This is a genomic window from Paucidesulfovibrio gracilis DSM 16080, from assembly GCF_900167125.1.
Classification (GTDB): Bacteria; Desulfobacterota; Desulfovibrionia; order Desulfovibrionales; family Desulfovibrionaceae; genus Paucidesulfovibrio; species Paucidesulfovibrio gracilis.
Genome location: NZ_FUYC01000015.1, coordinates 25,867 through 48,517, shown reverse-complemented (window position 1 = coordinate 48,517; position 22,651 = coordinate 25,867). Strand labels below are relative to the sequence as shown.

Genomic DNA, 22,651 nt, shown 5'->3' with positions numbered 1-22,651 from the left:
CATTTGGGACCAGCTTGGGTGCATCCAAACGGCAATCTGCTTCGTTGCCGCAAAAAGCTCCACTCCCCCTCGCGTCGTCGGTATACGCGTTGGCCGCGACGAACGGTCTCACTCCCCGATGATCTTCACCAGCACACGTTTTGGGCGTCGCCCGTCGAATTCGCCGTAAAAAATTTGTTCCCAGGTGCCGAAATCCAGTTTTCCTTCTGTGATGGCCACCACCACTTCCCGGCCCATGACCTGGCGTTTCATGTGCGCGTCCGCGTTGTCTTCGCCCACGTTGTGCCGATAGCCCGACACAGGCTCGTGCGGGGCGAGCCGCTCCAGCCATTGTTCATAGTCGTGGTGCAGCCCGGATTCGTCGTCGTTGATGAGTACGGACGCGGTGATGTGCATGGCATTCACCAGCATGAGTCCCTCGCGGATGCCGGATTCGGCCAGGGCGTCCCGGCATTGCGGGGTGATGTTGATGAAGGCGCGGCGTGTGGGTACTTGGAATGTCAATTCCGTCCGATGGGATTTCATGCGTCGGCTCCTTGCAATTTGATTTTTGCGGGTAGGTGCGTACCGTGACCATACGGGCCGTGTGGTCCGCCATCAAGTTTGGAGTTATCGTGAATACCCTGCTTTTTGCCGCCTCCAGGTTCACTTGGGCGGTTCTTTTCGTTGTCTGAATCCCTGCCATGTGTCGGTTGCGGTTGGTGCTGCCTGCATGACCAGTGCGATCTTTCGCATCGGCTGCACGGGTATTGCCGCCGTTGTCCGGAGGTGTATTGGAGTGAGGAGCTGGGGCGCTACCTTTGCGCCCTGGTGGGCCATGTTGAGCGGGATCGGGAGGCACGCCGCGCCCTGTTTGTGGGCATGGGGTGCTGCTATCCCGCCAGCCCCTGGCGCGAGGATGTGCGCAACAGGGATGAGGAATTTCCGCCCTGATGCATTGAGCGGTTGCAGGCGGGGGGATCCTGGAATTGGGTTCGGGGAGGACTCGGGGAAACCTTCTGGGGTGTTGTCCAGCGGCGGCCGCCTGTCAGCGGGCGTGTTCGGGCGGACGGGGCAGGGTGATGGTCAGGGTGGTCCCGTCCTTTTCCGAGGTCTGCATGTTCAGTATGCCGTTTTGCACGCGGGTGAGCAGGCGGGCGGAATAGGTGCCCAGGCCCGTTCCGCTTGCCTTGCCGGAGCTGACGTATTTTTCGAAGAACCGATGACGCACCTCTCTGGGAACGGGCAGGGGATTGTGGATGGTCACCTGTGCCGGTTCTCCGGGGAAGAGCGTCACCCGGGTCACTTCCCCCTTGGGGGTTGCGGCCAGGGCGTTGCGCAACAGATTGGAGAGCGTGGAGTGGCAAAGCAGCTCTTCGCCATAAATAAGGTAGGGGCTGGTGCGTTCCGTTTCCAGCTGTTCAGGCTCGAGGTCCGGCCGTTCCACCAGCACCTTTCGCCCCGGGAAACTGCGGGCAATGCCGGTGATGACCCGTTCCAGAACGTCGCGCAGGTTCACCTTGCGCGGGCGCAGGCGGTATGCGCCGGTCTCGATTTTATAGATGTCCAGGGAGAGGTTGATCAGCCGCAGCATGTGGTATCCAGCGTCCTCCATGGCCTGGATCAGTCCGCGTTGATCTTCGGTAAGATTTTTTTGTTCCAGCAGCAGCTGGGGAACGGAGATAATGCCCAGGAGCGGCGCCTTGAGGTCGTGCCGGGTGATGCGGTCCACGTCCTCCCGAAGCTGGCGGAGCTGGTGGTCCCGGGTCATGTCGTGTCCGATGGAGGTGGTGGCCCGCAGGGAACCGTCCGGTCCGAAACGGAAGGAAATGGTCCAGTGGATGTACCGGGTTTCGCCCGAGGCATCCAACACGCGGTTTTCAAATTGTATCCGGCGGGGTTGGTCCGTGATCCACCGGCTATAGGACTCCATGGTGCGGGCGCGGTCGTCAGGGTGTACGTTTTCAAAGGCCAGGGAGCCGACTCGGGCGGTCTCCCCGAACAGGCGCTTGGCCGCACGGCTTAGGAACGTGTAATTGCCGGCGGCGTCCACGCGGGTCACGATGTTGTCTGTGTCTTCCACCATCTGGCGGTAGCGCTCCTCGCTTTCGCGCAGGCGCAGCTGTGCCTGACGGCGGGCCGTGATGTCTTCCTTGAGCGCCAGAAAATGGGTGATCTTGCCGGTGGCGTCCTTGACCGGCGAAATGGTGGCCTTTTCCCAGTACTCCTCACCGTTTTTTTTCAGATTGCAGAATTCCCCGTTCCAGTCGCGGCCCGAAGTGATGGTCTGCCAGAGGATACGGTAAAACGCGGCGGGCTGTTTGTCGGATTTGAGGATGCGCGGATTCTGACCGATGGCTTCTTCGGCGGTGTAGCCGGTGACCTTGGTGAACTGGGGGTTCACGTATTCGATGCAGCCCTGCGTGTCCGTGATGACGACGGAAACCGGGCTTTGTTCCACGGCCCGGGAGAGAATGCGCCGCTCAATGTCTTGCTCCTCGTCGGCAGGGGCATCTGCTGGCGGCGTTTGCTGCGGTTCTTGGGCCGAGGCCTGCTGAAGTTGCCGTTGTAAAAGCCGATCCCGTCCTGAAAACAGGGAACGTCTTGGGAAGCGTTTGTCGTTTCGGGAACGCTTTCGGCTTGTTGCGTGGATAAAGCGACGCATAGAAAGAAAATACCATGGCTTTGTGTTTGAGGAAAGAATAATTTCCAGTCACCACGGCAATGACTGGAAAAGAAGGAGATTCCCAGTTGTGCGGTGGGGCCGGAGCGGGTATCCTGCTCTTGAGGGAGGAGAACCGACATATGCGCCATGTGACCACGTCGCTGTTCGAATTATTTAAGATTGGTCCCGGACCGTCCAGTTCCCATACCATCGCGCCCATGCGGGCGGGGCGGGATTTTTTGCGGCGCTGCCGTGCCTTGCCCCGGGAGGCGCTGCATTTGGCCGAACGGTTTGAGGTGCGTCTTTTGGGATCGCTCTCGGCAACGGGCCAGGGGCATGGAACGGATCGCGCTGTGATCGGTGGGCTGTTGGACTACTGTCCGGAACACTGCCCCGCGGATCTGCTCTCCCGCCTGACCCGGCCCGAGGAGCCGCACCGCGTGGACCTGGGCGGACGGGAAATCCCTCTGCAACCCGGGGATATCGTCTTCGGCGCCATTCACCACGACCATCCGTATGCCAACACCATGATATTTCGTCTCATGGGCGGCGAAAAGATCCTGCTGGAGCAGGAATATTACTCCGTGGGCGGCGGGTTTTTACAATGGAAGGGCTGGGTCGCGCCGGAAACCGGCAACCCTGAACATCCGTATTCCACCATGCTGGATTTACGCCGGGCCTTGCATCGTACCGGACTGCCCCTGCATGAGCTGATTTTGCAAAATGAACAGGCCGTTACCGGCAGCTCCATGCCAGAGGTGGTGGAGGGGTTGGACCGGCTGGTGGACGTCATGCTCGCGGCCGTGGACAACGGCCTGAACACCGAAGGTGTTTTGCCCGGAAGCATCGGCCTGAACCGCAAGGGGCCGACCTTGCTGTTGCGCGCCTGCGAAAAGGGCATCCGCGATCGTTTTCTGCTGGAACTCAACGCCTACGCCGTGGCCGCCGCTGAGGAAAACGCCACCGGGCATTGCGTGGTGACCGCGCCCACGGCCGGAGCTTCCGGCGTGCTGCCCTCCGTGATCAAGGTCATGCTGGATGGCTTCAAACTGCCGCGCATGGCCGTGCGCCGGGGGTTGATGGCCGCCGCTGCCGTGGGATTCCTCTGCAAGCACAACGCCAGCATCGCCGGAGCCGAGGTGGGGTGCCAGGGGGAAGTGGGCGTGGCCTCGAGCATGGCTGCGGCTATGTTGGCCTACGGATTCGGGCATGATTTCCGTGTGGCGGAAAATGCGGCGGAAATCGCCCTGGAGCATCATCTGGGTCTGACCTGCGATCCCGTGGAAGGGCTGGTGCAGATTCCCTGCATTGAGCGCAACGCCATGGGCGCGGTCAAGGCGTACAACGCGTATCTTATTGCGGCCGCGGAACTGCCCGCCCATCATGTGGTGGATTTGGACCGCGCCATTCACGCCATGGCCGAAACGGGCCGGGACATGAACACCAAATACAAGGAAACGTCGCGGGGCGGACTGGCCGTGAGTATGGTCAACTGCTGACTCGTCACGCCTCGCCGAACACAGGGAGCCGAACGGTCACGATGGTGCCGTGCTCTTGGCCCGTGCGCATGGATATCTTGCCTCCGTGGGCTTCGGCAATGAGCTTGGCCGAGTAGGTACCCAGCCCGGTGCCGTCCGTTTTTCCATGGGTGGCGTATTTATCAAAGAACCGATGGCGTACGGCCTTGGGTACGGTTCCCTGGTTGTGGATGGTGATGTTCACGCCGTGACTGTTCCCTACGTGCACTGTTACCGTGCTTTCCCGGGGGGCGGCTTCCACGGCGTTGCGGATCAGGTTGTCCAGCATGGATTGCAGGAGCGGAGCGTCGCCTCGGGTGTCGGGCCGCTTTCTTTTTTCTCCATCCGGATGCATGTGGATGGACAATGACACGGAACGCAGCGTTCGAAGCCGTTTCGTCTGGGTCCGCACCTGTCCTAGCAGCCTCATGACGTTGACCCGCTCCCGCGCCGGGGTGAACTGTCCTTCCTCAATGCGGCGTAAAGCCACGGAGCGTTGCACCAGCTGAAGGACGTCCCGCGCCGATTGTCCCATGGTTTCCAGCATGCTGCGGTGCTTTGCCGGTATTTCCGGTTCCTGGGCGAGCATTTTTAGCGCACTGACCAGGGAGGCGATGGGGGATTTGATGTCATGATGCAGGATGCGCTCCACGTCCTCTCGCATGGCTTCCAGATTTCGTCGCCCGGTCACGTCCCGCATCATACCGAGGAGGCGTTCGGGTCTGCCGTCAGCACGCCGGGTGGCCCGGCAGGTGATTTCCAGATGGCGAACCTCGGCTTCCCCGGGCAGACGCAGGGTGACCTCGAATTCGCACTGGTCGTCCCGCCGCAGGCATTGCAGCAGGTGGCGTTTGTACGTCTCCCAGGCCTTGACGCCGAACAGGCGGCGCAGGTTTTCCGGGTCGGGGTGGAACGTGTCCGGATCTTTGTTCAGCAGGTGATACATTTGCTCGGACCAGAGCGTTTCCCCCGTGTCCGCGGTCCATTCCCAGCTCCCGGCCCCGGCCACGCGTTGGGCCTCGGCCAGACGGTCGCGGCTCCGGGCTAGACGTTCGCGGTGGTTTTCCAATTCGCGGAAGAGCACGCGGTGCGGTTCGGCCACGCCCATACGCACAATGCCGTAATACAGCAGCCAAAACACGGTCACCTTGGTGAGGTGCCCCAGGAGATTGGAAAGGCCGTACACGCTGACGTAAAACGTGAAGAGCATTTCCTGCGCAATGGAGAGGACCAGAGCCGCCATGATGACCTGAAAGAGTACGGGGTCCAGGTGACGACGGCCGCGCAGGAACAACCACCCGCTGATCAGGAAGAGTACGCAGACCAGATATTCGCTGAATATTTTGAATTGGGTGAGAGCGCTGCCCCGGATGAAGCAATCCGGGAACCAGCCCAGGAAGATCGAGCCGAGCAGTCCCGCGGTGACCAGCAGAAATCCAGTCAACAGGGGGAACGGGGCAATGCGGCGGTTCAGGAACAGCCCGGCCAGAACAAAGGCCGCACCTTTGAGATAGCGCCCCGCGATCCAAAGCTGGGTGGGCAGGTTGGGATCGTCCTTTGGAAAGACGCCCATGCCTTTGTACGAGACGGTGTGGACCATGTCGATGGCGCCCACGCAGAGCAGGGCCACGCCCAGGATGAGCAGGTATCCGCTTTGCAACCGCTCGCGGGAGTTCCAGCACATGCCGAACGCGGCCCAGCCGATGGCGATGCTGAATAGTTCGGAGAGGCTATGAAATAAAAGAAAATTGTATTGACTCAAGAGCGTGAGGCCAGCCACGACACCCGCCACCACCAGAACGCGTAACAACAGATTGGCTGTTGGTGTCGAAGTGGATAGATTTGCGGCGGGGTGGACATTCATTCCCGGTCTATACCGTGCGACGGCAATACACACAAGAGCCTTGGTTTTATTTCCGATCCATTTTCGGCAAAAGGTCGTGAAACGCTGACACCGTTCGGCACCCACCTTAGCCCTGAGCCGTTTGCCGAAGTGCGGGGGAATTGAGCAAACAGCAAAGCTGAATGCATATCATTTCCCCGATGCCGTCGGGAACCAGCCACAAGGCCACGGTCATTTCGTTACGCTGCCTGATCAGGACGCCTGGAGGTGGGCCTGCTCTTGTTGGGCGGCCAGGCGTTCGTATTCGCTGCCCCATGCGCACAATTGCCGGAGCACGGGCATGATGGTGCGGCCCATGGGCGTGAGGGAGTATTCCACCTTGGGCGGCACCTGGGGGTAGACCTCGCGGTGAACCATGCCGTCGGCTTCCAACTCGCGTAGTTGCTGGGTGAGCATTTTTTGCGTGATGCCGTTCAGGGCGCGGCGCAGCTCGCTGAATCGGTGCACCCCGTCGCAACCCAGGTGATACAGGATCATGGGCTTCCACTTTCCCCCGATGATTTGCAGGGTCAGTTCAAAGGTGCAGTGGTAACTGCGGTCCCCCAGTTTTTTGAGCGGGCATTGCCCGGTGGGAACGCTCATGGTGGCTCCTGTATGGTTTGGCGTGCGTGTGGCGGTTTCTTTTTTGGTACTATGCTACAATATAGTGCGTACTTGATTCTTTGGATGCAATGGATGAAAAGGTTTCTACTTCGCAATGAAGGGAAACGCAAACAAGGAGAATGAACATGGATGTTTTTGAAGCCATGCATACCCGGCGCAGCATTCGGAAGTATACGGACGAGCCCGTGAGCGACGAGACCGTGCGGGAGCTTTTGGGGGCCGCGATGATGGCTCCGTCGGCAGGCAATGCCCAGGCCTGGCAGTTCGTGGTGATTCGTGATCGCGCCCTGCTGGAGCGAGTCAAGGAATTCAGCCCCTATGCGGGCATGGCCGCGGGTGCTCCCCTGGGCATCCTCGTGTGCGGCGACACATCCCTGGAAAAATATCCGGGCTATTGGGTGCAGGATTGTTCCGCAGCCATGCAGAACCTGCTCTTGGCGGTTCATGCCAAGGGATTGGGGGCGGTCTGGACAGGGGTACACCCCATCGCCGACCGCGAAGCCGGGTTTCGGGCCATGTGCGGCCTGCCGGATAATGTGAAGCCTCTCGGGTTTGCCGTAATCGGCCACCCGGCCCAGGAGCGCCGGAGCGAGGACCGCTTCAATCCCGAGCGCGTGCATTGGGACGGGTACGGCAAGGTCCGGGGTTGAGGCGGCCGGGACCGGTTCCGCCCCGGCTTTGGTGGCTTATGGCGCGATGCCGGTCAGGCCCACTCCTCATCCAGGACAATGTCCAGGTTGGAGAGCAGGGAAACCGCCTCGGGCATGGAAAATATCGTTTTGTGCAGCGTGTTGGTTTCAGCGTTGATGTGATAGTTGCGGGCGGTTTTGAAGTCCGCAAAGCTCAGGTCCGCGTCCGTGAACCGGCAGCCCGCCAGGTCGCAGTCCTCGAACACGGCCCGGGTGAGCCGCGTGTTGAAGAAGGAGGCGTTCAGGAGCGAGCACGACGTAAAGCTGAATTCCGCAAGCCCCAAATCCGCAAAGACGTTGTTCTCCATAGCGCAGCCCTTGTATCGGGCCGTGAAGAATCCGCCTACCGGGGACCAGTTGATCCCCAGAAGCTTGCAGTCCTGAAATTCCGCATTGGCGAAGGTCGTCCCGTCGATTACGGCCAGTGCAAGATTGCATTGCGCAAAGGTGCAATCCTCAAACCGGCAGTTCACCAGACGGCAGGATTGAAAAGAACAGTTCTGAAAGGTGCAGCCGTAAAAGGATGTGTCCTGAAGCGGACCCGTGCAGGTTACCTGGGTAACGGTTTGATCCTCGTATAGATCATGCTTGGAAAAAGGCATGGAAACTCCGCGGTTGGCCGTGGGCGGGGACACTGCGCAGATGCTCTGCTTCGTTGGTTTCAGCGTACCGGAATAAAAGGCTTTGCTCAAGCTGGGAACCATTTGCGGTACCCCGTGTAAACGGGAAAAGCCCGGGCGGGGTCTATGCGGCGGCGCCCTTTCCTATTGCGCTATGGATCCGGTCCGCATGTGCCGCCATGGGAAAGACACCGGATCAGCGTATAGAAAAAAGTATTGTATAATTGTTGTCCTTTTGTGGCTGTCCGTAGTAGTGTCCCTGGACGGCCAACCGTATAACCTCTCGGATTGGGAGACAAAAAATGACATCGTCCCCTGGCGAAATCGTGTTGACCGTGATTTTTTCCCCCCGGCCCGGAGCCGGGGAGTCCCTGATGCGTGCCCTGGAGCGGTTGGGGCGGGCCAGTCGGCGTGACACCGGCTGCCTGGCCTATGATTTTCATGGCGGAAAAGACGGCCGCATCCTGCTTTTAGAGCGCTGGGCCACCAGGGAATTGCTGGAGCTGCACCAGAATCAGCCATTTTTGCAACAGTTTCAGGAAACGGCCGGGCCATTGTTGGCCTCGCCGCCGGAACTGCTGGAATGGAAACCGTTGGACTTGAAAAATGCACCTACGGAGGCACCATGAAAGTTTCACTTGGAGCGGAAGTATTGGCCATGCCCACACCGGTATGGATCGTGGGCAGTTATGGCGAGGACGACAAACCCAATGCCATGACCATTGCCTGGGGCGGGGTCTGCTGCTCCAAACCGCCGTGTGTGGCGGTTTCCCTGCGTAAAGCCACGCATACGTACGGCAATGTCATGCGCCGCAAGGCCTTTACCGTGAGCGTGCCGTCCGAGCAATACGCCAAGGAAGCGGACTATTTCGGCATGGCCTCAGGCAGAGACGTGGACAAGTTCCAGGTCACGGGCCTGACCCCTGAACCGAGCCAGGTTGTGGACGCCCCGTATGTCAAGGAGTTCCCCTTGGTTCTGGAGTGCCGTCTGCTGCACACGCTGGAAATCGGTCTGCACACCCAGTTCGTGGGGGAAATCGTGGACGTGAAGGCGGATCAGGACGTCCTGGTGGACGGTCGCCCCGCACTGGATAAGGTCATGCCCCTGCTCTACGGCACGGGAGGCAAAATGTATTACAAATCCGGGCCGTTTTTGGGCAAGGGCTTCAGCATCGGCCGGGGATACATGGCCTAACAGCCTAAAGTAGTTTTGTACGCTCGGCTAACGCGTTCGCTGTTGGCCGTAGCGTGTTTGAAAAGACAAACGTTTCTTTTTCGTGCGTCGTGTGCGTGCGAAAAAGGAACGTTTTCTTTTGAATTTGGGGGAAACTCCCGGGAGAAGGCTGTTGGAGTGATGGTGTTATCCTTTGCAAGCATTTTTTTGAACCGCCGAACCGTCCTTTTATCCATTTTTTATTAGTGTGTTGTGGAAGAAGAGACCCTTTGCCATGGTCTTTGGTTGTGTCGTTTTTTGGAGCACGTCGGATGGAAACAGCATAGGTAATTTCTATGGGTGGAAATAGAAACTGTTTTGACGGGGTGTACTGCCGATGCTAGAGTAGCGTACTAAGTAAACCGTAGTGTTTGTTATGTAACCAAAGGTTCTTGGAGGGAATGTAATGACTGGAAATGGCTGGAAATGGAAAAAAATGGTGGTGGCCGTCATGACGGCGGCGCTGCTTGCGCTTTGCGCTTCGTCCGCCTTTGCCTATGGCGGTGGGGGCGGCAGCGGGGGGTTGTTCAACATCAACCCCGGTGGTGACGTGGTGGATCCCATGACTAATTTGCTCACCCCGCCGGAATTTGATGATGAATTCAAGCCGTTTGAGTTCACGTATGATCCGATTCAAACAGAAAGCGTTGGTCCCACGGATCCGACCATTCCTGATCTGACCCGCGATGAATTGCTGCGCATTGTGATTATTTCCGGGTATGCGGGCAAGGTGGCATTGCGTCTGGTCACGGGCGAAGGCGTCTTCAACGTGGTCATGCTGGCCAGCGACGTTCGGAATCTGATGAAACATACCGGAGCGTTGCTTTCCGGCGAAGGTCTCGGGGACTAGGGGGCATCATGCGTACAACAATGATTCGTTTTCTGTTGCTGTTGGCCCTGCTGTCCGTTCTGACCACGCTGGGGTGCCAGACCACGGGATCCACCGTGGTGGAAGCAACTCCGGCGCAGATGCGCTCCGCGGGAACCCCCCTGGGGCTGGAAGCCGCGGGCACGGTCTATCGCGTGGCCCTGGCCTCGCAGATCAATGACCTGCGGCACAACGAGCCGGTTCCCCAGGTGAAGTTTGCCGACACCGCGAGCCGGTCCGGACGCGAGAGCAACTTCCGCTACGAAGGCTTCAAGGTGGGAGAAGTGGATTTCTTCACCGCCGAGGAAGTCAACGGCAAGGCCCGGGTCCACAGTGTGGTCAAGCTGCTCGACGAACGGGAGCGCGGCTGCGCCATCCAAAGTCTGCTGGAATATCATGAGGACGGCGACACCGTGGTGCTGGACGAAAGCTTTGCCCGGCCCGTGTTTACCCTCACTCCGCGCGTGGAATTTTACGTTGTCCGCTACGAGCTGTGGGAAAAGCAGGTGGGAACGCGCAGTGCCTCCTGGACGGCGCTGTACGACTTTGCCAAAGCCAATTGTGAGAAAGTGGACGGCACAAGCCTTGTGGAACGGGAATACGTGATCCTGGCTTTTGCCATGGACCGGCTTGCCCCGGATACCGTCATGACCATGGTGGCTTCGCGCTCCCGGGGCGGAACCGACCCGGATCAGTCCCTGATGTCGGCGTCCTATGCCGATTATCTGGGCTGGCGGGTGGCCATCATGGGCGGGACATTCGCCTTTGACCGGGCCAAGAAATTCTACGTCAACGTGATGGTCACGCCCGGAACCGAGGACGGGTCCGAGGCCGAAACCCTGCGGGTGGCCCAGTTCAGCAACAGCTGATTCCGGTTTTCCCATACCATTCCGGACGGAAAGGTACGCCCTTTCCGTCCTTTTTTTTGCCCGTTTGCGGCCGGAGCGTTGATTTGCCGCGTTCCACAGTATGTGAACAGTTTGCGCCATTCGGCAACCAAGACGGTAGCAGCGTTTTCTTTTCCGCTGTTTTCAGCTATGTGGCGGCATGGCCGTTCTTCTTTTTCTCTCCATGCTGGGGGCGCTCTGCCTGTGGCGCATCTCCTGGCCGCAGCCCGGATCGGAATCCACCCATCCCCGACGGCTCCGGCTCTGGGCGGGGGTGGGGGCGCTGTTGCAGCTTCCCATTCTGATCCTGCTTCCCCTGGGCATGGTCCGGGGATTTTTCCCGGGGGGCGCGGCCAAGGTTATGACCCTGGCCATGCTCCTGTTGCCCATGTTTCTCTTCGGCTGGGGGATGCGCCTGTTGCTGCGACGCGATGTAAGCGGCAAAAGCGACTCCGCCTCCGAACCCCCTCAGAAAAGAGGAAACCATTCGTGAGCCGCCGAAAACGGCCTGGTCAACGGTTGGCCTTGCGGCTCTCCACGGCTGTTACCGGAGGCGTGCTGGGTGGGGTGATCGGCGCTGTCCTGGCTTATTATCTTTGCGGCGTGCTCTGGGAACGGAATATGGGCGTGGACGCGGCTTCCTGGCCGGGTTTTCCCTGGTTGAGCCGGTCGGCCATGGCCGGAGCACTGTGCGCCCTGGCCTGCGTTCCCCGTTGGTCCCTGCAAAGCGCTACACTCAAAGGATTGCTCGTTGCCTTGCTCCCGGCCGTAACCATGCTGACGGGCGTGTTGCCGCCGCTGGCCGCAGAGCCTTCACCCATGCCGGACTCCGGATTGCAGTTGGTCGTGACCCTTGCCTGGAGCGTCTGCTGGGGGCTTGCTACTTGCTGGTGGATGAAATGGTGCGGATCAACCTAGCCGGAAGGAACGGAAGAAAAAGAGACGGCCTTCGGCGACCAGGGGGAAAACCTTTCTGAAGAAAGGTTTTTCCCCCTGGACCCCCTTTCCAAAGACTTTTCCTAGCTCCACGCCCCCGGCCGCGCGGAGCGCGAGACCGGTAAATGGGGGTCCAGGGGGCCGCGGGCCTCCTGGTCGCCGAAGGCCTGCCTTTCAGCCGCAGGGCCGCCGAGGGCTACAAAAACTTGCCTGTCACGGAATGCGGATCAGCCTGGATCTGTTCGGGCGAACCCGCGGCCACGATACGTCCACCGCTTTCTCCACCGCCTGGTCCCAGGTCCACCACATGGTCGGCAGCGCGGATCACATCGATATTGTGTTCGATAACGATGACCGTGGCGCCTTTGTCCACAAGCTTGCGCAGTACCTTGATGAGCTTGCCCACTTCGTGCATGTGCAGGCCGGTGGTGGGTTCGTCCAGAATGTACAGCGCCCCGGGCAGGCTTCGTTTGCCCAGTTCCCGGCTGATCTTGATGCGCTGTGCTTCGCCGCCGGAAAGGGTGGTGGCGGGTTGACCGAGCTTGAGGTACTCCAGGCCCACTTCCTCCAGCACGGTGAGCTTGCGCAGCAGCACGGGATGATTTTCGAAGAATGCCTTGGCCTGGCGCACGGTCATGTTCAGCACGTCCGCGATGTTTTTGTCGCGGTATTCCACTTCCAGGGTTTGGGCGTTGTATCGTTTGCCTTTGCAGACGTTGCAGGTCACGTACACATCGGGGAGAAAGTGCATTTCCACCCGGATCTGGCCGTCGCCCCGGCAGTTTTCGCAGCGTCCGCCTTTGACGTTGAAGCTGAACCGGCCCGGCTGATATCCGCGGGTCTTGGAATCCTTGGTGCCGGCAAAGATTTTTCGGATTTCATCAAACACCTTGGTGTAGGTGGCCGGATTGGAGCGCGGGGTTCGGCCGATGGGGGTCTGGTCGATGGACACGATTTTTTCGATTTGTTCCAGCCCGTCGATGCCGGTGATGCGTCCCGGGTTGTCCACCTTGATGCCTTGGGCCAGGGCGATGTGCTTATAGAGGGAATCCATGACCAGGGAGCTTTTGCCAGAGCCGGACACCCCGGTGACGCATACGAGCTGTCCCAGGGGGATTTCCAGGTCCAGATTTTTCAGGTTGTTGGTCTCGGCTCCGCGCAGGGTGAGGCAGCCGGTGGGTTCCACCTTTTTTTCGGGCTGTTCGATACGCATGTCCCCGCGCAGGTATTTACCGGTCAGGGTCTGGCCTTGCAGCAGGGATGGTACATCCCCCTCATGCACCAGTTCCCCGCCGAGCATGCCCGATCCCGGGCCAAGTTCCAGGACATGGTCGGCGTTGCGGATGGTTTCCTCGTCATGTTCCACCACCAGCACGGTATTGCCGCGTCCTTGCAGACTGCGCAACGTGGCCAATAGCCGTTCATTGTCACGGGGGTGCAGGCCAATGGACGGCTCATCCAGCACGTAGGTCACGCCCACCAGCCCGGACCCGAGCTGGGAGGCCAGCCGGATGCGCTGGGCTTCGCCGCCTGAAAGCGTGGACATGTTCCGGCCCAGGGAGATGTAATCCAGGCCGACATTGACCATGAATCCGAGCCGGTGGATCAATTCTTTGAGCAGGGGGTCGGCAATGAGGTTTTCGTGTCCCTCGAAGGTCAGCCCTTTGAGCCATTCCAAGGCGCGGGCAATGGACATGGAAACGAACTCAAAGATGTTTGGCCCGGGTTCGTTCCCGGTTCCGTCGCCGCTGCGGACACGAACGGCCAGGGATTCCGGCCGCAAGCGTGCTCCATTGCAGGCCGGGCAGGGGCGGGATTGCCGGAAACGGGCCAGCTCGTCCCGCCAGATCGGTCCCATTTGCTGGCCCAGTTCCAACTTGGGGATGACCCCTTCCCAATCTGCGGCCTTGTCGCCATAGAACATGGCCTGCCATGCCTCGGGCGTGAATTGGCCCACGGGCGTGTCCAGGGTAAAGCCGTGCTTCTTGCCCACGGCTTTGAGCGCGTCCGCGTGCTTGGCGAAGAGCCGGGCGTTTTTCCAGGGGATGACGGCTCCCTTGTTCAGGGAAAGCCCTTTGTTGGGCGCGAGCAGGTCCGGCTCGAAATAATCCACCGCTCCAATGCCGGAACAGGCTGGGCAAGCGCCTTGGGGGCTGTTGAAGGAAAAGAGTTGCGGGGTGAGCCTGGGCAGGGAAATTTTGCAGTCCGGGCAGGTGGAGAGCGTGGACACGAGCCGGTCGCCGGTGGGGGCATGGCTGCCGCCAACCACGGAAACCGTGAGGGATTCCTCCCCTTTGGTCAGCGCCAGTTCCACGGAATCGGCCAGGCGGGTGCGCATGCCGGGTCGGACCACCAACCGGTCCACCACCAGGTCGATGCTGTGTTTTTTGTTTTTTTCCAGGTCCGGTGCATCGTCCAGTGCAACGACCTCGCCGTTCACGCGCACGCGAACGAAACCTTCTTTTTTCAACTTGGCGAACAAGTCCTTGTGCGTGCCTTTTTGGTGGTCCACCAGCGGCGCCAGGAGCAGAAACTTGGTGCCTTCGGGCAGCGCGAGGATGTTCTCCACGATTTCATCCTGGGTCTGCGCCTGGATGGGCTTGCCGCATTGGGGGCAGTGGAAGCGGCCCAAACGGGCGAAGAACACGCGCAAAAAGTCGTACACCTCGGTGACCGTGCCCACGGTGGAGCGCGGGTTGCGTGTGGACGTCTGTTGCTCCAGGCTGATGGCCGGGGAAAGTCCCTCCACTTTGTCCACCTGGGGTTTGTCCATCTGCGGGAGGAACTGGCGGGCATACGCGGACAAGGATTCCACGTAGCGTCTCTGGCCCTCGGCGTAGACGATGTCAAAGGCCAGGGTGGATTTGCCTGAACCGGACGGTCCGCAGACCACCACAAGCTTGTCGCGGGGGATGTCCAGCGTCAGATCCTTGAGGTTGTGGTGCCTGGCTCCTTCGATATGGATGCAACGCTTGTCAGCGGAATGGGATTCAGTGTTCTTCATCACGCGATGATAATCATTCCCGGAAAGATGGCAAGCGAGGTTCCGTTTTTTTGAAGGGAACTGTTTCTTTTACATTGGGTTGCGTTTTGGTGCGTCACTTTTTCGGCCGGTGGTAAAAGAATACCGCCATTGATCTTGCGCCACACTATGTTTCCGGGTATATTCAGAATAACCCGCTTCTTTTGATTGAATTGGACTCGTTTTGTTTTTCTTTTTATCTCAAGCTATTGGGATGTCCAATACCAAAGGGATGTCCTCCTCTCTTGTCCGGATCCTGCAACTGCCCCCGAGTACCTGCGGTTTTTCTTCACATTCCCCCACTCAGCGCGGGTGAATCGGCAATGGATGCACAATCGACCGGCAATGAGGGGATGAATATGGGCAACTGGTCGAAAACCGCCTATCCGTATGTGGCGTGCTGCGCCGTGGCCGGTGGCACCGGACCGGCCAAGGATGCATGCTTTGCGGTGTATTATCGCCGCAACGGGGTCAAGATCTGCGAAATGGTGGGCCGCGCCTCCCAGGGCTGGACCGCACGCAAGGCCGCGCAATATCTACGGGACATGGTTCGGGAACACAGCGGCCAATGGGTGCGGTCACCGTTTCCGCACGTGGCCTACCGCGTGGTGCGCCGCCATCCCTTTGCCCCGGAACCGGATCGGCAGGTGGCGGTGTATTATCAGGCCGACGGGATCAATATTTGTCGAAAGATGGGCTGGGAGTCCGAAGGGTGGACCGAGCAGCGCGCCTATGAAACCCTTATGGAGCGGGTGCGGATGTTGCGGCTGGCAGGTGCCGGGGATCCGGACGATGCCGCGGACCAGCCGAATGCGGAGCATCCGCACAATGCCGCCCTGGTGCGGCGGCTTCACGGCGTGCTTCAATTGCGACAGGCCAAGGACACGGCCTGGGCGTTTTTCCTGGCTTTGAGCGGAGGCGGGGCATTGGGACCGGCTCTTTTGGAACTGTTGCAAGGGCACGAACCGGGCGGACTGGCACGCTCCGTGTCCTCGGCCATGTTCGGCATGGCCTGGGCCAATTTCTTTTTCGCCTGCTCGCTAACGGGCATGTATTACGCCAACTACGACAGAGAGGAGCGGCAGGCCGCCCGCGAATTGCCGCACCACGACGAACGGTATCGGGAATACGCTCCGGCTCTGCGACGCAGTTTCGCGGGGATGACCGCATCGGAGGCTGTTTTGCTCGTGGGCCTGACCTTGGTGTTGGATTGACCGGACTCACAAAGAAACGCCCCCATCGTCACAAACCAACATCCCCGAGGTTTTGTTCCTTCACCATCGGGCCGGGACCGAAGAATCCAGCTCTTCCGTCCCGGCCAGATTTTGCGTATCCTGCCGCTTCACCCATAAAATTCACAGGAGCGGAAGCGTCAATGCGTATTTTGTCCCAACAAATCAGCACGTACCTGGAACGGGCCTCGTGGATTCGAAAAATGTTCGAGACCGGAGCCAAACTGAAACAGCAATTCGGCGAGGACGCGGTATGCGACTTCAGCCTGGGCAATCCCGACCTGCCCCCGCCGCCCGCCATGGCACAGGCCGTTCGCGAGCTGGCCGATCAAGCCGATCAACCCATGATCTTCGGATACATGCCCAACGCGGGCTACCCCTTTGCGCGGGAGGCTCTGGCAGAGCATCTCGGGCGTGAACAAAACGTGGACCTGCAGGCCGATGATCTGATCATCACCTGCGGTGCGGCCGGAGGACTCAACGCCCTGTACCGGGCCATTCTGGAGCCGGGCGACGAAGTGGTCTGCATTGCCCCTTATTTTGTGGAATACGGTTTTTATGCCGAAAATTCCGGCGCAACGCTCAAGCCCGTGCCTGCCCGCAAAGAGGATTTTGCTCCAGACCTGGACGCGCTGGAAGCCGCCATCTCGGACAAGACACGCGTGCTGCTGGTGAACTCGCCCAACAACCCCACGGGCGCGGTCTACACTGAAGAACAGATGCGCGCCCTGGGCGAACTGCTGGCCCGCAAGTCCGAGGGCCGGGAACGTCCCATCTTCCTGCTGCTGGACGAGCCGTATCGGTTCCTGACGTATGACGGTGTGCAGGCGCCCGCGGCCCTGGGCATGTATCCCTACACCGTGCTGTGCAGCTCTTTTTCCAAGAATTTGGCCCTTGCCGGTGAGCGCGTGGGCTACGTGGCCCTGAATCCGGCCATGCCGGAGAAAGCCGAACTCATGGCCGGGCTGGTGCTCACCAATCGGATTTTGGGATTTGTGAACGCCCCCGCCATCGGGCAACGGTTGATGGTCAAGTCTCTGGGTTCCCAGGTGGATACTTCGGTGTACGCCGAGCGCCGTGCGGCCATGGCCGCTGTGCTGGATCAGGCCGGCATGACCTACGCCATGCCCAAGGGAGCGTTTTACTTCTTCCCGCAGGTGCCGGGCAGCGACGACGACGTGGCCTTTTGCGCGGCATTGCAGGAGGAGCGCATCCTGGCCGTTCCCGGACGGGGATTCGGCATGCCCGGGTTCGTGCGCTTGTCCTTCTGCTGCGACAAGGCCATCATCGACCGAAGCGCTGAAGGCTTCGCCCGTGCGGTACAAAACTTCCGAGCCTCGGCAGGAGCGTAAACCTACGCTCGTCGGAACGGAATCAACCCGGCCTGGCCATGCGGCGACAGAGGGATCCTATTCCCGTCCTGTCGCCGCTGCCCGGGTTGGCCATCCATGCACCCGTGGGCCGGATGATTTGCACTTTACCTCACTTCGTGGAAGGACTATGGATACCTCTCATCCAGGGGATGAGGTCCGACCCGGCGTGTAGCGCTCGTGAACGGCCGTAGCGCCTTGCTGCGGTGGGTCGAAGGGTTGACCGACGACGTATTGTCTCCATTGCCTGGAAGTGCTTCGGCACCTCTGGGCCTAATCATCCAAGGAATACGCCTTCATGTTCGACAACAAGCAAATTTTGATCACGGGCGGCACGGGTTCTTTTGGCAAGGCCATGGTACGCACCATTCTTGAACGCTATAAGCCACGGCGCCTGGTGGTGTTCAGCCGCGACGAACTGAAACAGTTTGAGATGGCCCAGACGTTTTCTCCGGAGCAGCATTCCTGTTTGCGGTATTTCATCGGGGACGTTCGGGACGAGGAACGTCTGCACCGCGCTTTCCATAATATCGACTATGTGATTCACGCCGCAGCCATGAAGCAGGTTCCGGCCGCGGAATACAATCCCTTTGAGTGCATCAAGACCAACATCATCGGCGCCCAGAACATCATCAATGCGGCGCTGGATAACAATGTACAGAAGGTCATCGCCCTTTCCACGGACAAAGCGGCCAATCCGGTCAACCTCTATGGGGCCACCAAGCTCTGCTCCGATAAGCTCTTTATCGCGGCCAACGCCTATCAGGGAACACGTGAAACCACGTTTTCCGTGGTGCGCTACGGCAACGTGGTAGGTAGCCGGGGAAGCGTGGTGCCGTTTTTCGTCAAGAAGCGGGCCGAGGGTGTTCTGCCCATCACGGACCCGCGCATGACCCGGTTTTGGATCACCCTGGATCAGGGCATCGACTTTGTGATCTCCTGCCTGGAAAAGATGGTGGGCGGCGAAACCTTCATCCCCAAGATCCCGTCCATGAAGATCGTGGATTTGGCCAAAGCCATCGCCCCGGAGTGCCGCACAGAAGTCATCGGCATCCGACCTGGGGAAAAGCTGCATGAGGTCATGGTGCCTGAAGACGAGGCCCGCAACACCATTGACATCGGCGATCGCTTCATCATCAAGCCGACCTTCAACAATCTGGCGCCGCGCTACGAAAAATACGAAGGCAAACCGGTTCCCGATGGGTTTGAATACAATTCCCGGGACAACAAGCAGTGGCTTTCGCATGAAGAACTGTGCAAGTTGGCGGGGCTGGAATGATTCCCTACGGGCACCAGAGCGTTGACGAAGAAGATATTCGCGCCGTCACCGAGGTGCTCCGTTCTGACTGGCTGACCTGCGGTGCGCGGGTGGGCGAGTTTGAGTCCAGTGTGGCCGATTTTTGCGGGGCAAAGCATGCCGTGGCCGTTTCCAGCGGCACGGCGGCCCTGCACGCGGCCATGGCCGCTTTGGGTATCGGGCCTGGCGACGAGGTCATCGTCCCGGCCATGACCTTTGCGGCAACGGCCAATGCCGTGCTGTATTGCGGGGCGCAGCCCGTGTTTGCGGACGTGGACCCGGACCGGCTCCTCATTGATCCCGATCAGGCAGCCGAGCTGGTCACTCCGGCCACCAAAGCCATCGTCGGCGTGGATTACGCCGGCCACCCCTGCGACTGGATAGCTTTGCGTCGTTTGGCTGACCGGCATGGACTGCAACTCATTGCAGACAGTTGCCACGCCATCGGCGCGCGCACTGTGGACGGGGTCGCTGCAGGCACCTTCGGAGACATGAACATCTTTTCCTTCCACCCGGTCAAGCATGTGGCTACGGGCGAGGGAGGCATGGTCCTGACGCAGGATGCAACGCTGGCTGAGAACGCCCGGCGTTTTCGGAATCATGGCATCACCACCACGGCACGCCAGCGGGAAAAGGCGCACGCTTGGCAATATGACATGGTGGAATTGGGCTACAACTACCGCATCACTGACATTCAGTGCGCGCTGGGCATTACCCAGATGCACAAACTGCCGGCGTCCCTTGACCGGCGTCGGGAGATTGCGGAACGGTACAACGCACGCTTTCAGGGTACTCCGGTGCGCCCCCTGGGGGCCGAGTCCGGCGTGGAGCACGCGTATCATTTATATGTGGTGCGCGTCGCCGAACGCGACCGGGTCTTCGCGGACTTGCGGCAACAGGGCATCGGTGTGCAGGTCCACTACCGTCCCGTACACCTGCACCCTTACTACCGGGAACGCCTCGGAACAGCGCCCGGTCAATGCCCCGTAGCCGAAGCCGCCGTGAATGAAATCCTTTCCCTGCCCATGTTTCCTGGGCTGGGGGAAGAGGATTTTGCATTCGTGGTCCGGACTCTGCTTGAAACCTGCCCGGCGTGAGATCGTCGAACCCTATCCGGCCTTGGTGGGAGTTACCTCCGAAATTTTCTTGAAACTATCCGACAACGAATGAGAGCGACCATGCTGAAGCAAACGGTATCCATCGCGGGGAAAGAAGTCGGCGCTTCGAATCCGCCCTACGTCATCGCAGAAATCGGCTCAAACCACGACCAGTCCAAGGACAAGGCTTTCCGCATGATCGACCTGGCTGCGGAAGCCGGGGCGCATGCCGCCAAGTTTCAGCTGTTCCAGGCGGACAAGATGTATCCTGCCGAAACGAAGATGCACGACATTTTTCGCTCCATTCAGCTGGACAGCGGCTGGCTTACGGATCTTGCGGCCCGGTGCGATGAGGCTGGTATCCATTTTATGGCCTCTCCCTTTGATGAGCAGTCCGCGGATAAGCTCGAAGCCGCAGGCGTTCCTGCCTACAAGGTTGCCTCTTCGGAAACAGCCAAGCCCGGCTTGCTTTCGCACATTGCCTCATTCGGCAAACCCGTAATCATCTCTACGGGTATGTGCGACCTGGTGGACATTCACGATGCCGTGCAGATTTGTCGCCGGGCCGGGAATGAGAATGTTATTTTGTTGCAGTGCGGCGCCATGTACCCCATTCCGCCGGAACATGTGCATCTGCGTGTCATGGACACGTTTGCTTCACTGTACGGCTGCCCCGTCGGGTTTTCTGATCATACTACCGGCATGGCCGCGGCCGTGGCCGCTGTCGGCCGGGGAGCATCGGTCATTGAAAAGCATATTACGCTGGACAGGAATTCCGACGGACCGGACCATTTCTTCGCCATGCAGCCGGAAGAGCTGGTTACGTATGTTGCCATGATCAACGAGGCCCACACTTGCCTGGGCAGCGCGGAAAAATGCATGCTCCCGTGGGAGCGTGCAAAAAGTCGGCGTGAGGGGCTTTACGCCGCCCGGGACATTCGGAAGGGTGAAGTTTTGCAGCCTGCAGACATTTTGATACAGCGACCGGCCGGGGATATCCGTAAGCGGCATTTCCTTACCCTTGTGGGGTCGTCGGTCCGTAAGGACATCGCCCAAGGGGAGGGGTTCTCTTGGGAAGGATTAAACATAACCGATTCATAGCTTCTACAGCTCCATAGCGACTGATGGAAGCTGGAGAATACGGATAAGAACGCATGTCGGAACGAACGGCGAAAGGGAAAAAAAGTCAGGTGCTCCCGGGAGGGGTTGTTGCGGTGATCCAGGCCCGGATGGGGTCCACGCGGCTCCCCGGAAAGGTGCTCAAGTCCGTGGCTGATCGACCGTTGCTGGGATATTTATTGGAGCGAGTTCGTTTGTCGCGGGTTGATGACCTCATCGTCGCCACCACGGAAAACGCAGAGGATGACGCCGTGGCCGCATTTTGCGCCCAGGAAGGCGTGACTGTTTATCGTGGGTCTGAGCAAGATGTGCTTGACCGGTTTTATCAGGCGGTCAGGCCAACCACTTGTCAATATGTGATGCGTCTTACCGGAGATAACCCGTTGCTGGATCCCGGGGTATGTGATCGGGTGCTTTCGGAAATGGCTGCTTCTTCATGCGATTTTGTCGGGCTGGGTCCAAGTTTTGCCGAGGGGTTGGATTGCTGTGTGTTTCGGCGAACTGTTTTGGAAGAAGCCTGGAAGGAGGCGAGTCTCCCCTCGGAGCGCGAACACGTCACACTTTTTATCCACAACCATCCCGAGCGGTATGATATTCGGCGATTGAAAAATGATTCCGATGACAGCGCCATCCGCATCACCGTGGATGAATCGCGTGATTTTGAAGTTGTCCAAAAGATCATCACGGAACTGTATTCCGATGGCTCGATCCCCACTTTTCAAGAAATCAAGGCGTTTCTTTCGGAAACCGGCCTTCATGCGTTGAATGGCGAGATACCCCGGAACGAAGGACTCACTAAGTCATTACGCGCAGAAGCAGACACAGCCGGTTCGGGTAAGGATTCCAGGTAGGGAAATGCATTTGCGTCCCGGATTGAAACTGTATTCAACAAACACGGACTTGCTTCCAGACGTTCGTCATGCCGCGGATGTTGGTCTTTTTTCTTATGTGGAGCTATATGCCGTTCCAGGATCATATGAAAACTGCGCCGCACACTTTCAGAATTTTCCGCTTCCGGTCACTATTCATGGCCCGCATTTTGGGCATGGCGTTAATATTTCCCATCCTGACTTTTTTTCAAAAAACGTGGAACTGATTCGGGATGCACGTCTTTTTGCCGATTTGTTCGATTCGCCGTGGATTATTTTGCACGGGGGGTTCGGCGGCACAGTGGCAGAAGTTGTTCGGCAGGGGGCATTGTTTGAGGAACCCCGGCTTGTGATTGAAAATGTGCCAAAGGTGGGGCTGGATGACCAGTCCTGTGTTGGGTACACGCCGGAACAAGTGGCCATCATCGCTGAATCGCAGGGGTTTTCCGGGTTTGTCTTGGACGTTGGACATGCGATATATGCGGCAAATGCTCTCAAGACGGACTGGAAACTTTTTTTGCAGCGTTTTTTTCAAATGAATCCAGTTGGATTCCATCTATCCGATGGGGATCTTTCCAGTGTTCAAGACCGGCATGAAGGATTTGGCAATGGCGATTTCCCCCTCGGCGAGATTCTTCAGGCATTGCCGGATAATGCCTGGGTCACGATTGAAACGCCGAAGGATCTTAGTTTCGGCCTCCGCGATTTTCAGCGGGACATGGAGAAGCTCAGGTCAATAGCCGATGGGTCGAGTCTCTAAGGAAA

22 protein-coding genes are annotated in these 22,651 nt (G+C 59.2%); 16 read left to right on the top strand and 6 right to left on the bottom strand.

The features are described 5' to 3' along the window. Nucleotides 1-108: 108 nt before the first annotated feature. Nucleotides 109-525, bottom strand: coding sequence for a secondary thiamine-phosphate synthase enzyme YjbQ (locus tag B5D49_RS12000; RefSeq protein ID WP_078717952.1), 417 nt, complete (start codon nt 523-525; stop codon nt 109-111). Nucleotides 526-666: 141 nt separating this feature from the next. Here B5D49_RS12000 and B5D49_RS11995 point away from each other — a divergent pair, with 141 nt between their 5' ends. Continuing rightward, nucleotides 667-933 (top strand): hypothetical protein, encoded by a 267-nt coding sequence (locus B5D49_RS11995; RefSeq protein WP_078717951.1) that lies wholly within the window; start codon nt 667-669, stop codon nt 931-933. Nucleotides 934-1,027: 94 nt separating this feature from the next. On the opposite strand, the gene B5D49_RS11990 is transcribed toward B5D49_RS11995, so the two are convergent. After that, a complete protein-coding gene (locus B5D49_RS11990) occupies nt 1,028-2,644 on the bottom strand; it encodes a PAS domain-containing sensor histidine kinase (protein ID WP_078717950.1) in 1,617 nt (538 codons plus the stop codon). Nucleotides 2,645-2,784: 140 nt separating this feature from the next. Between B5D49_RS11990 and B5D49_RS11985 the strand changes: the two genes are divergently transcribed. Beyond that, nucleotides 2,785-4,143 (top strand): L-serine ammonia-lyase, encoded by a 1,359-nt coding sequence (locus B5D49_RS11985; RefSeq protein ID WP_078717949.1) that lies wholly within the window; start codon nt 2,785-2,787, stop codon nt 4,141-4,143. Between the two features lie 4 nt (nt 4,144-4,147). Here B5D49_RS11985 and B5D49_RS11980 read toward each other — a convergent pair whose 3' ends face one another. Further along, nucleotides 4,148-5,941 (bottom strand): sensor histidine kinase, encoded by a 1,794-nt coding sequence (locus B5D49_RS11980; RefSeq protein ID WP_159447221.1) that lies wholly within the window; start codon nt 5,939-5,941, stop codon nt 4,148-4,150. Nucleotides 5,942-6,256: 315 nt separating this feature from the next. Further along, a complete protein-coding gene (locus tag B5D49_RS11975) occupies nt 6,257-6,646 on the bottom strand; it encodes a winged helix-turn-helix transcriptional regulator (RefSeq protein ID WP_078717947.1) in 390 nt (129 codons plus the stop codon). Nucleotides 6,647-6,792: 146 nt separating this feature from the next. Between B5D49_RS11975 and B5D49_RS11970 the strand changes: the two genes are divergently transcribed. Then, on the top strand, nt 6,793-7,317 hold the full coding sequence (locus B5D49_RS11970; protein ID WP_078717946.1) for a nitroreductase family protein: 525 nt from the start codon (nt 6,793-6,795) through the stop codon (nt 7,315-7,317). Between the two features lie 53 nt (nt 7,318-7,370). On the opposite strand, the gene B5D49_RS11965 is transcribed toward B5D49_RS11970, so the two are convergent. Then, a complete protein-coding gene (locus tag B5D49_RS11965; RefSeq protein WP_159447220.1) occupies nt 7,371-7,958 on the bottom strand; it encodes a pentapeptide repeat-containing protein in 588 nt (195 codons plus the stop codon). Between the two features lie 320 nt (nt 7,959-8,278). On the opposite strand from B5D49_RS11965, the gene B5D49_RS11960 reads away from it, so the two are divergent. The 6 genes from B5D49_RS11960 to B5D49_RS11935 all read left to right on the top strand — a co-directional run bounded on the left by B5D49_RS11960 (nt 8,279) and on the right by B5D49_RS11935 (nt 11,862). Further along, complete coding sequence (locus tag B5D49_RS11960) at nt 8,279-8,605, top strand: putative quinol monooxygenase (RefSeq protein ID WP_078717944.1); 327 nt, start codon at nt 8,279-8,281, stop codon at nt 8,603-8,605. Next, nucleotides 8,602-9,171, top strand: a complete 570-nt coding sequence (locus tag B5D49_RS11955; RefSeq protein WP_078717943.1) for a flavin reductase family protein — start codon at nt 8,602-8,604, stop codon at nt 9,169-9,171. The genes B5D49_RS11960 and B5D49_RS11955 overlap by 4 nt, the downstream gene beginning before the upstream one ends. A 424-nt stretch (nt 9,172-9,595) precedes the next feature. Beyond that, entirely contained in the window at nt 9,596-10,039 is a 444-nt protein-coding gene (locus tag B5D49_RS11950; RefSeq protein WP_078717942.1) for a hypothetical protein, read from the top strand. A gap of 8 nt (nt 10,040-10,047) precedes the next feature. Next, nucleotides 10,048-10,926, top strand: coding sequence for a hypothetical protein (locus B5D49_RS11945; protein WP_144019472.1), 879 nt, complete (start codon nt 10,048-10,050; stop codon nt 10,924-10,926). Between the two features lie 178 nt (nt 10,927-11,104). Then, nucleotides 11,105-11,437, top strand: a complete 333-nt coding sequence (locus B5D49_RS11940) for a hypothetical protein (protein WP_078717940.1) — start codon at nt 11,105-11,107, stop codon at nt 11,435-11,437. Continuing rightward, nucleotides 11,434-11,862, top strand: a complete 429-nt coding sequence (locus B5D49_RS11935) for a hypothetical protein (protein ID WP_078717939.1) — start codon at nt 11,434-11,436, stop codon at nt 11,860-11,862. Before B5D49_RS11940 ends, B5D49_RS11935 begins: the two co-directional genes overlap by 4 nt. Before the next feature lie 214 nt (nt 11,863-12,076). On the opposite strand, the gene uvrA is transcribed toward B5D49_RS11935, so the two are convergent. After that, nucleotides 12,077-14,884 carry an excinuclease ABC subunit UvrA gene (gene uvrA, locus B5D49_RS11930; protein ID WP_078717938.1) on the bottom strand — a complete coding sequence of 936 codons (2,808 nt, stop codon included), beginning with the start codon at nt 14,882-14,884 and terminating at the stop codon, nt 12,077-12,079. Nucleotides 14,885-15,225: 341 nt separating this feature from the next. Between uvrA and B5D49_RS11925 the strand changes: the two genes are divergently transcribed. The 7 genes from B5D49_RS11925 to B5D49_RS11895 all read left to right on the top strand — a co-directional run bounded on the left by B5D49_RS11925 (nt 15,226) and on the right by B5D49_RS11895 (nt 22,646). Then, nucleotides 15,226-16,116, top strand: a complete 891-nt coding sequence (locus tag B5D49_RS11925) for a hypothetical protein (protein WP_144019470.1) — start codon at nt 15,226-15,228, stop codon at nt 16,114-16,116. A 161-nt stretch (nt 16,117-16,277) separates the two neighbouring features. Beyond that, nucleotides 16,278-17,486, top strand: a complete 1,209-nt coding sequence (locus B5D49_RS11920; protein WP_078717936.1) for a pyridoxal phosphate-dependent aminotransferase — start codon at nt 16,278-16,280, stop codon at nt 17,484-17,486. 316 nt (nt 17,487-17,802) lie between these two features. Further along, on the top strand, nt 17,803-18,783 hold the full coding sequence (gene pseB / locus B5D49_RS11915; RefSeq protein WP_078717935.1) for a UDP-N-acetylglucosamine 4,6-dehydratase (inverting): 981 nt from the start codon (nt 17,803-17,805) through the stop codon (nt 18,781-18,783). After that, the gene (pseC, locus tag B5D49_RS11910; protein WP_078717934.1) at nt 18,780-19,898 is read left to right on the top strand and encodes a UDP-4-amino-4,6-dideoxy-N-acetyl-beta-L-altrosamine transaminase; all 1,119 of its coding nucleotides are present in this window, start codon (nt 18,780-18,782) and stop codon (nt 19,896-19,898) included. Before pseB ends, pseC begins: the two co-directional genes overlap by 4 nt. Before the next feature lie 81 nt (nt 19,899-19,979). Then, complete coding sequence (locus B5D49_RS11905) at nt 19,980-20,999, top strand: N-acetylneuraminate synthase family protein (RefSeq protein ID WP_159447219.1); 1,020 nt, start codon at nt 19,980-19,982, stop codon at nt 20,997-20,999. 53 nt (nt 21,000-21,052) lie between these two features. Continuing rightward, entirely contained in the window at nt 21,053-21,868 is an 816-nt protein-coding gene (locus tag B5D49_RS11900; protein WP_078717932.1) for a cytidylyltransferase domain-containing protein, read from the top strand. A 4-nt stretch (nt 21,869-21,872) separates the two neighbouring features. Continuing rightward, nucleotides 21,873-22,646, top strand: a complete 774-nt coding sequence (locus B5D49_RS11895) for a TIM barrel protein (RefSeq protein WP_078717931.1) — start codon at nt 21,873-21,875, stop codon at nt 22,644-22,646. The last annotated feature ends 5 nt before the right edge of the window (nt 22,647-22,651 follow it).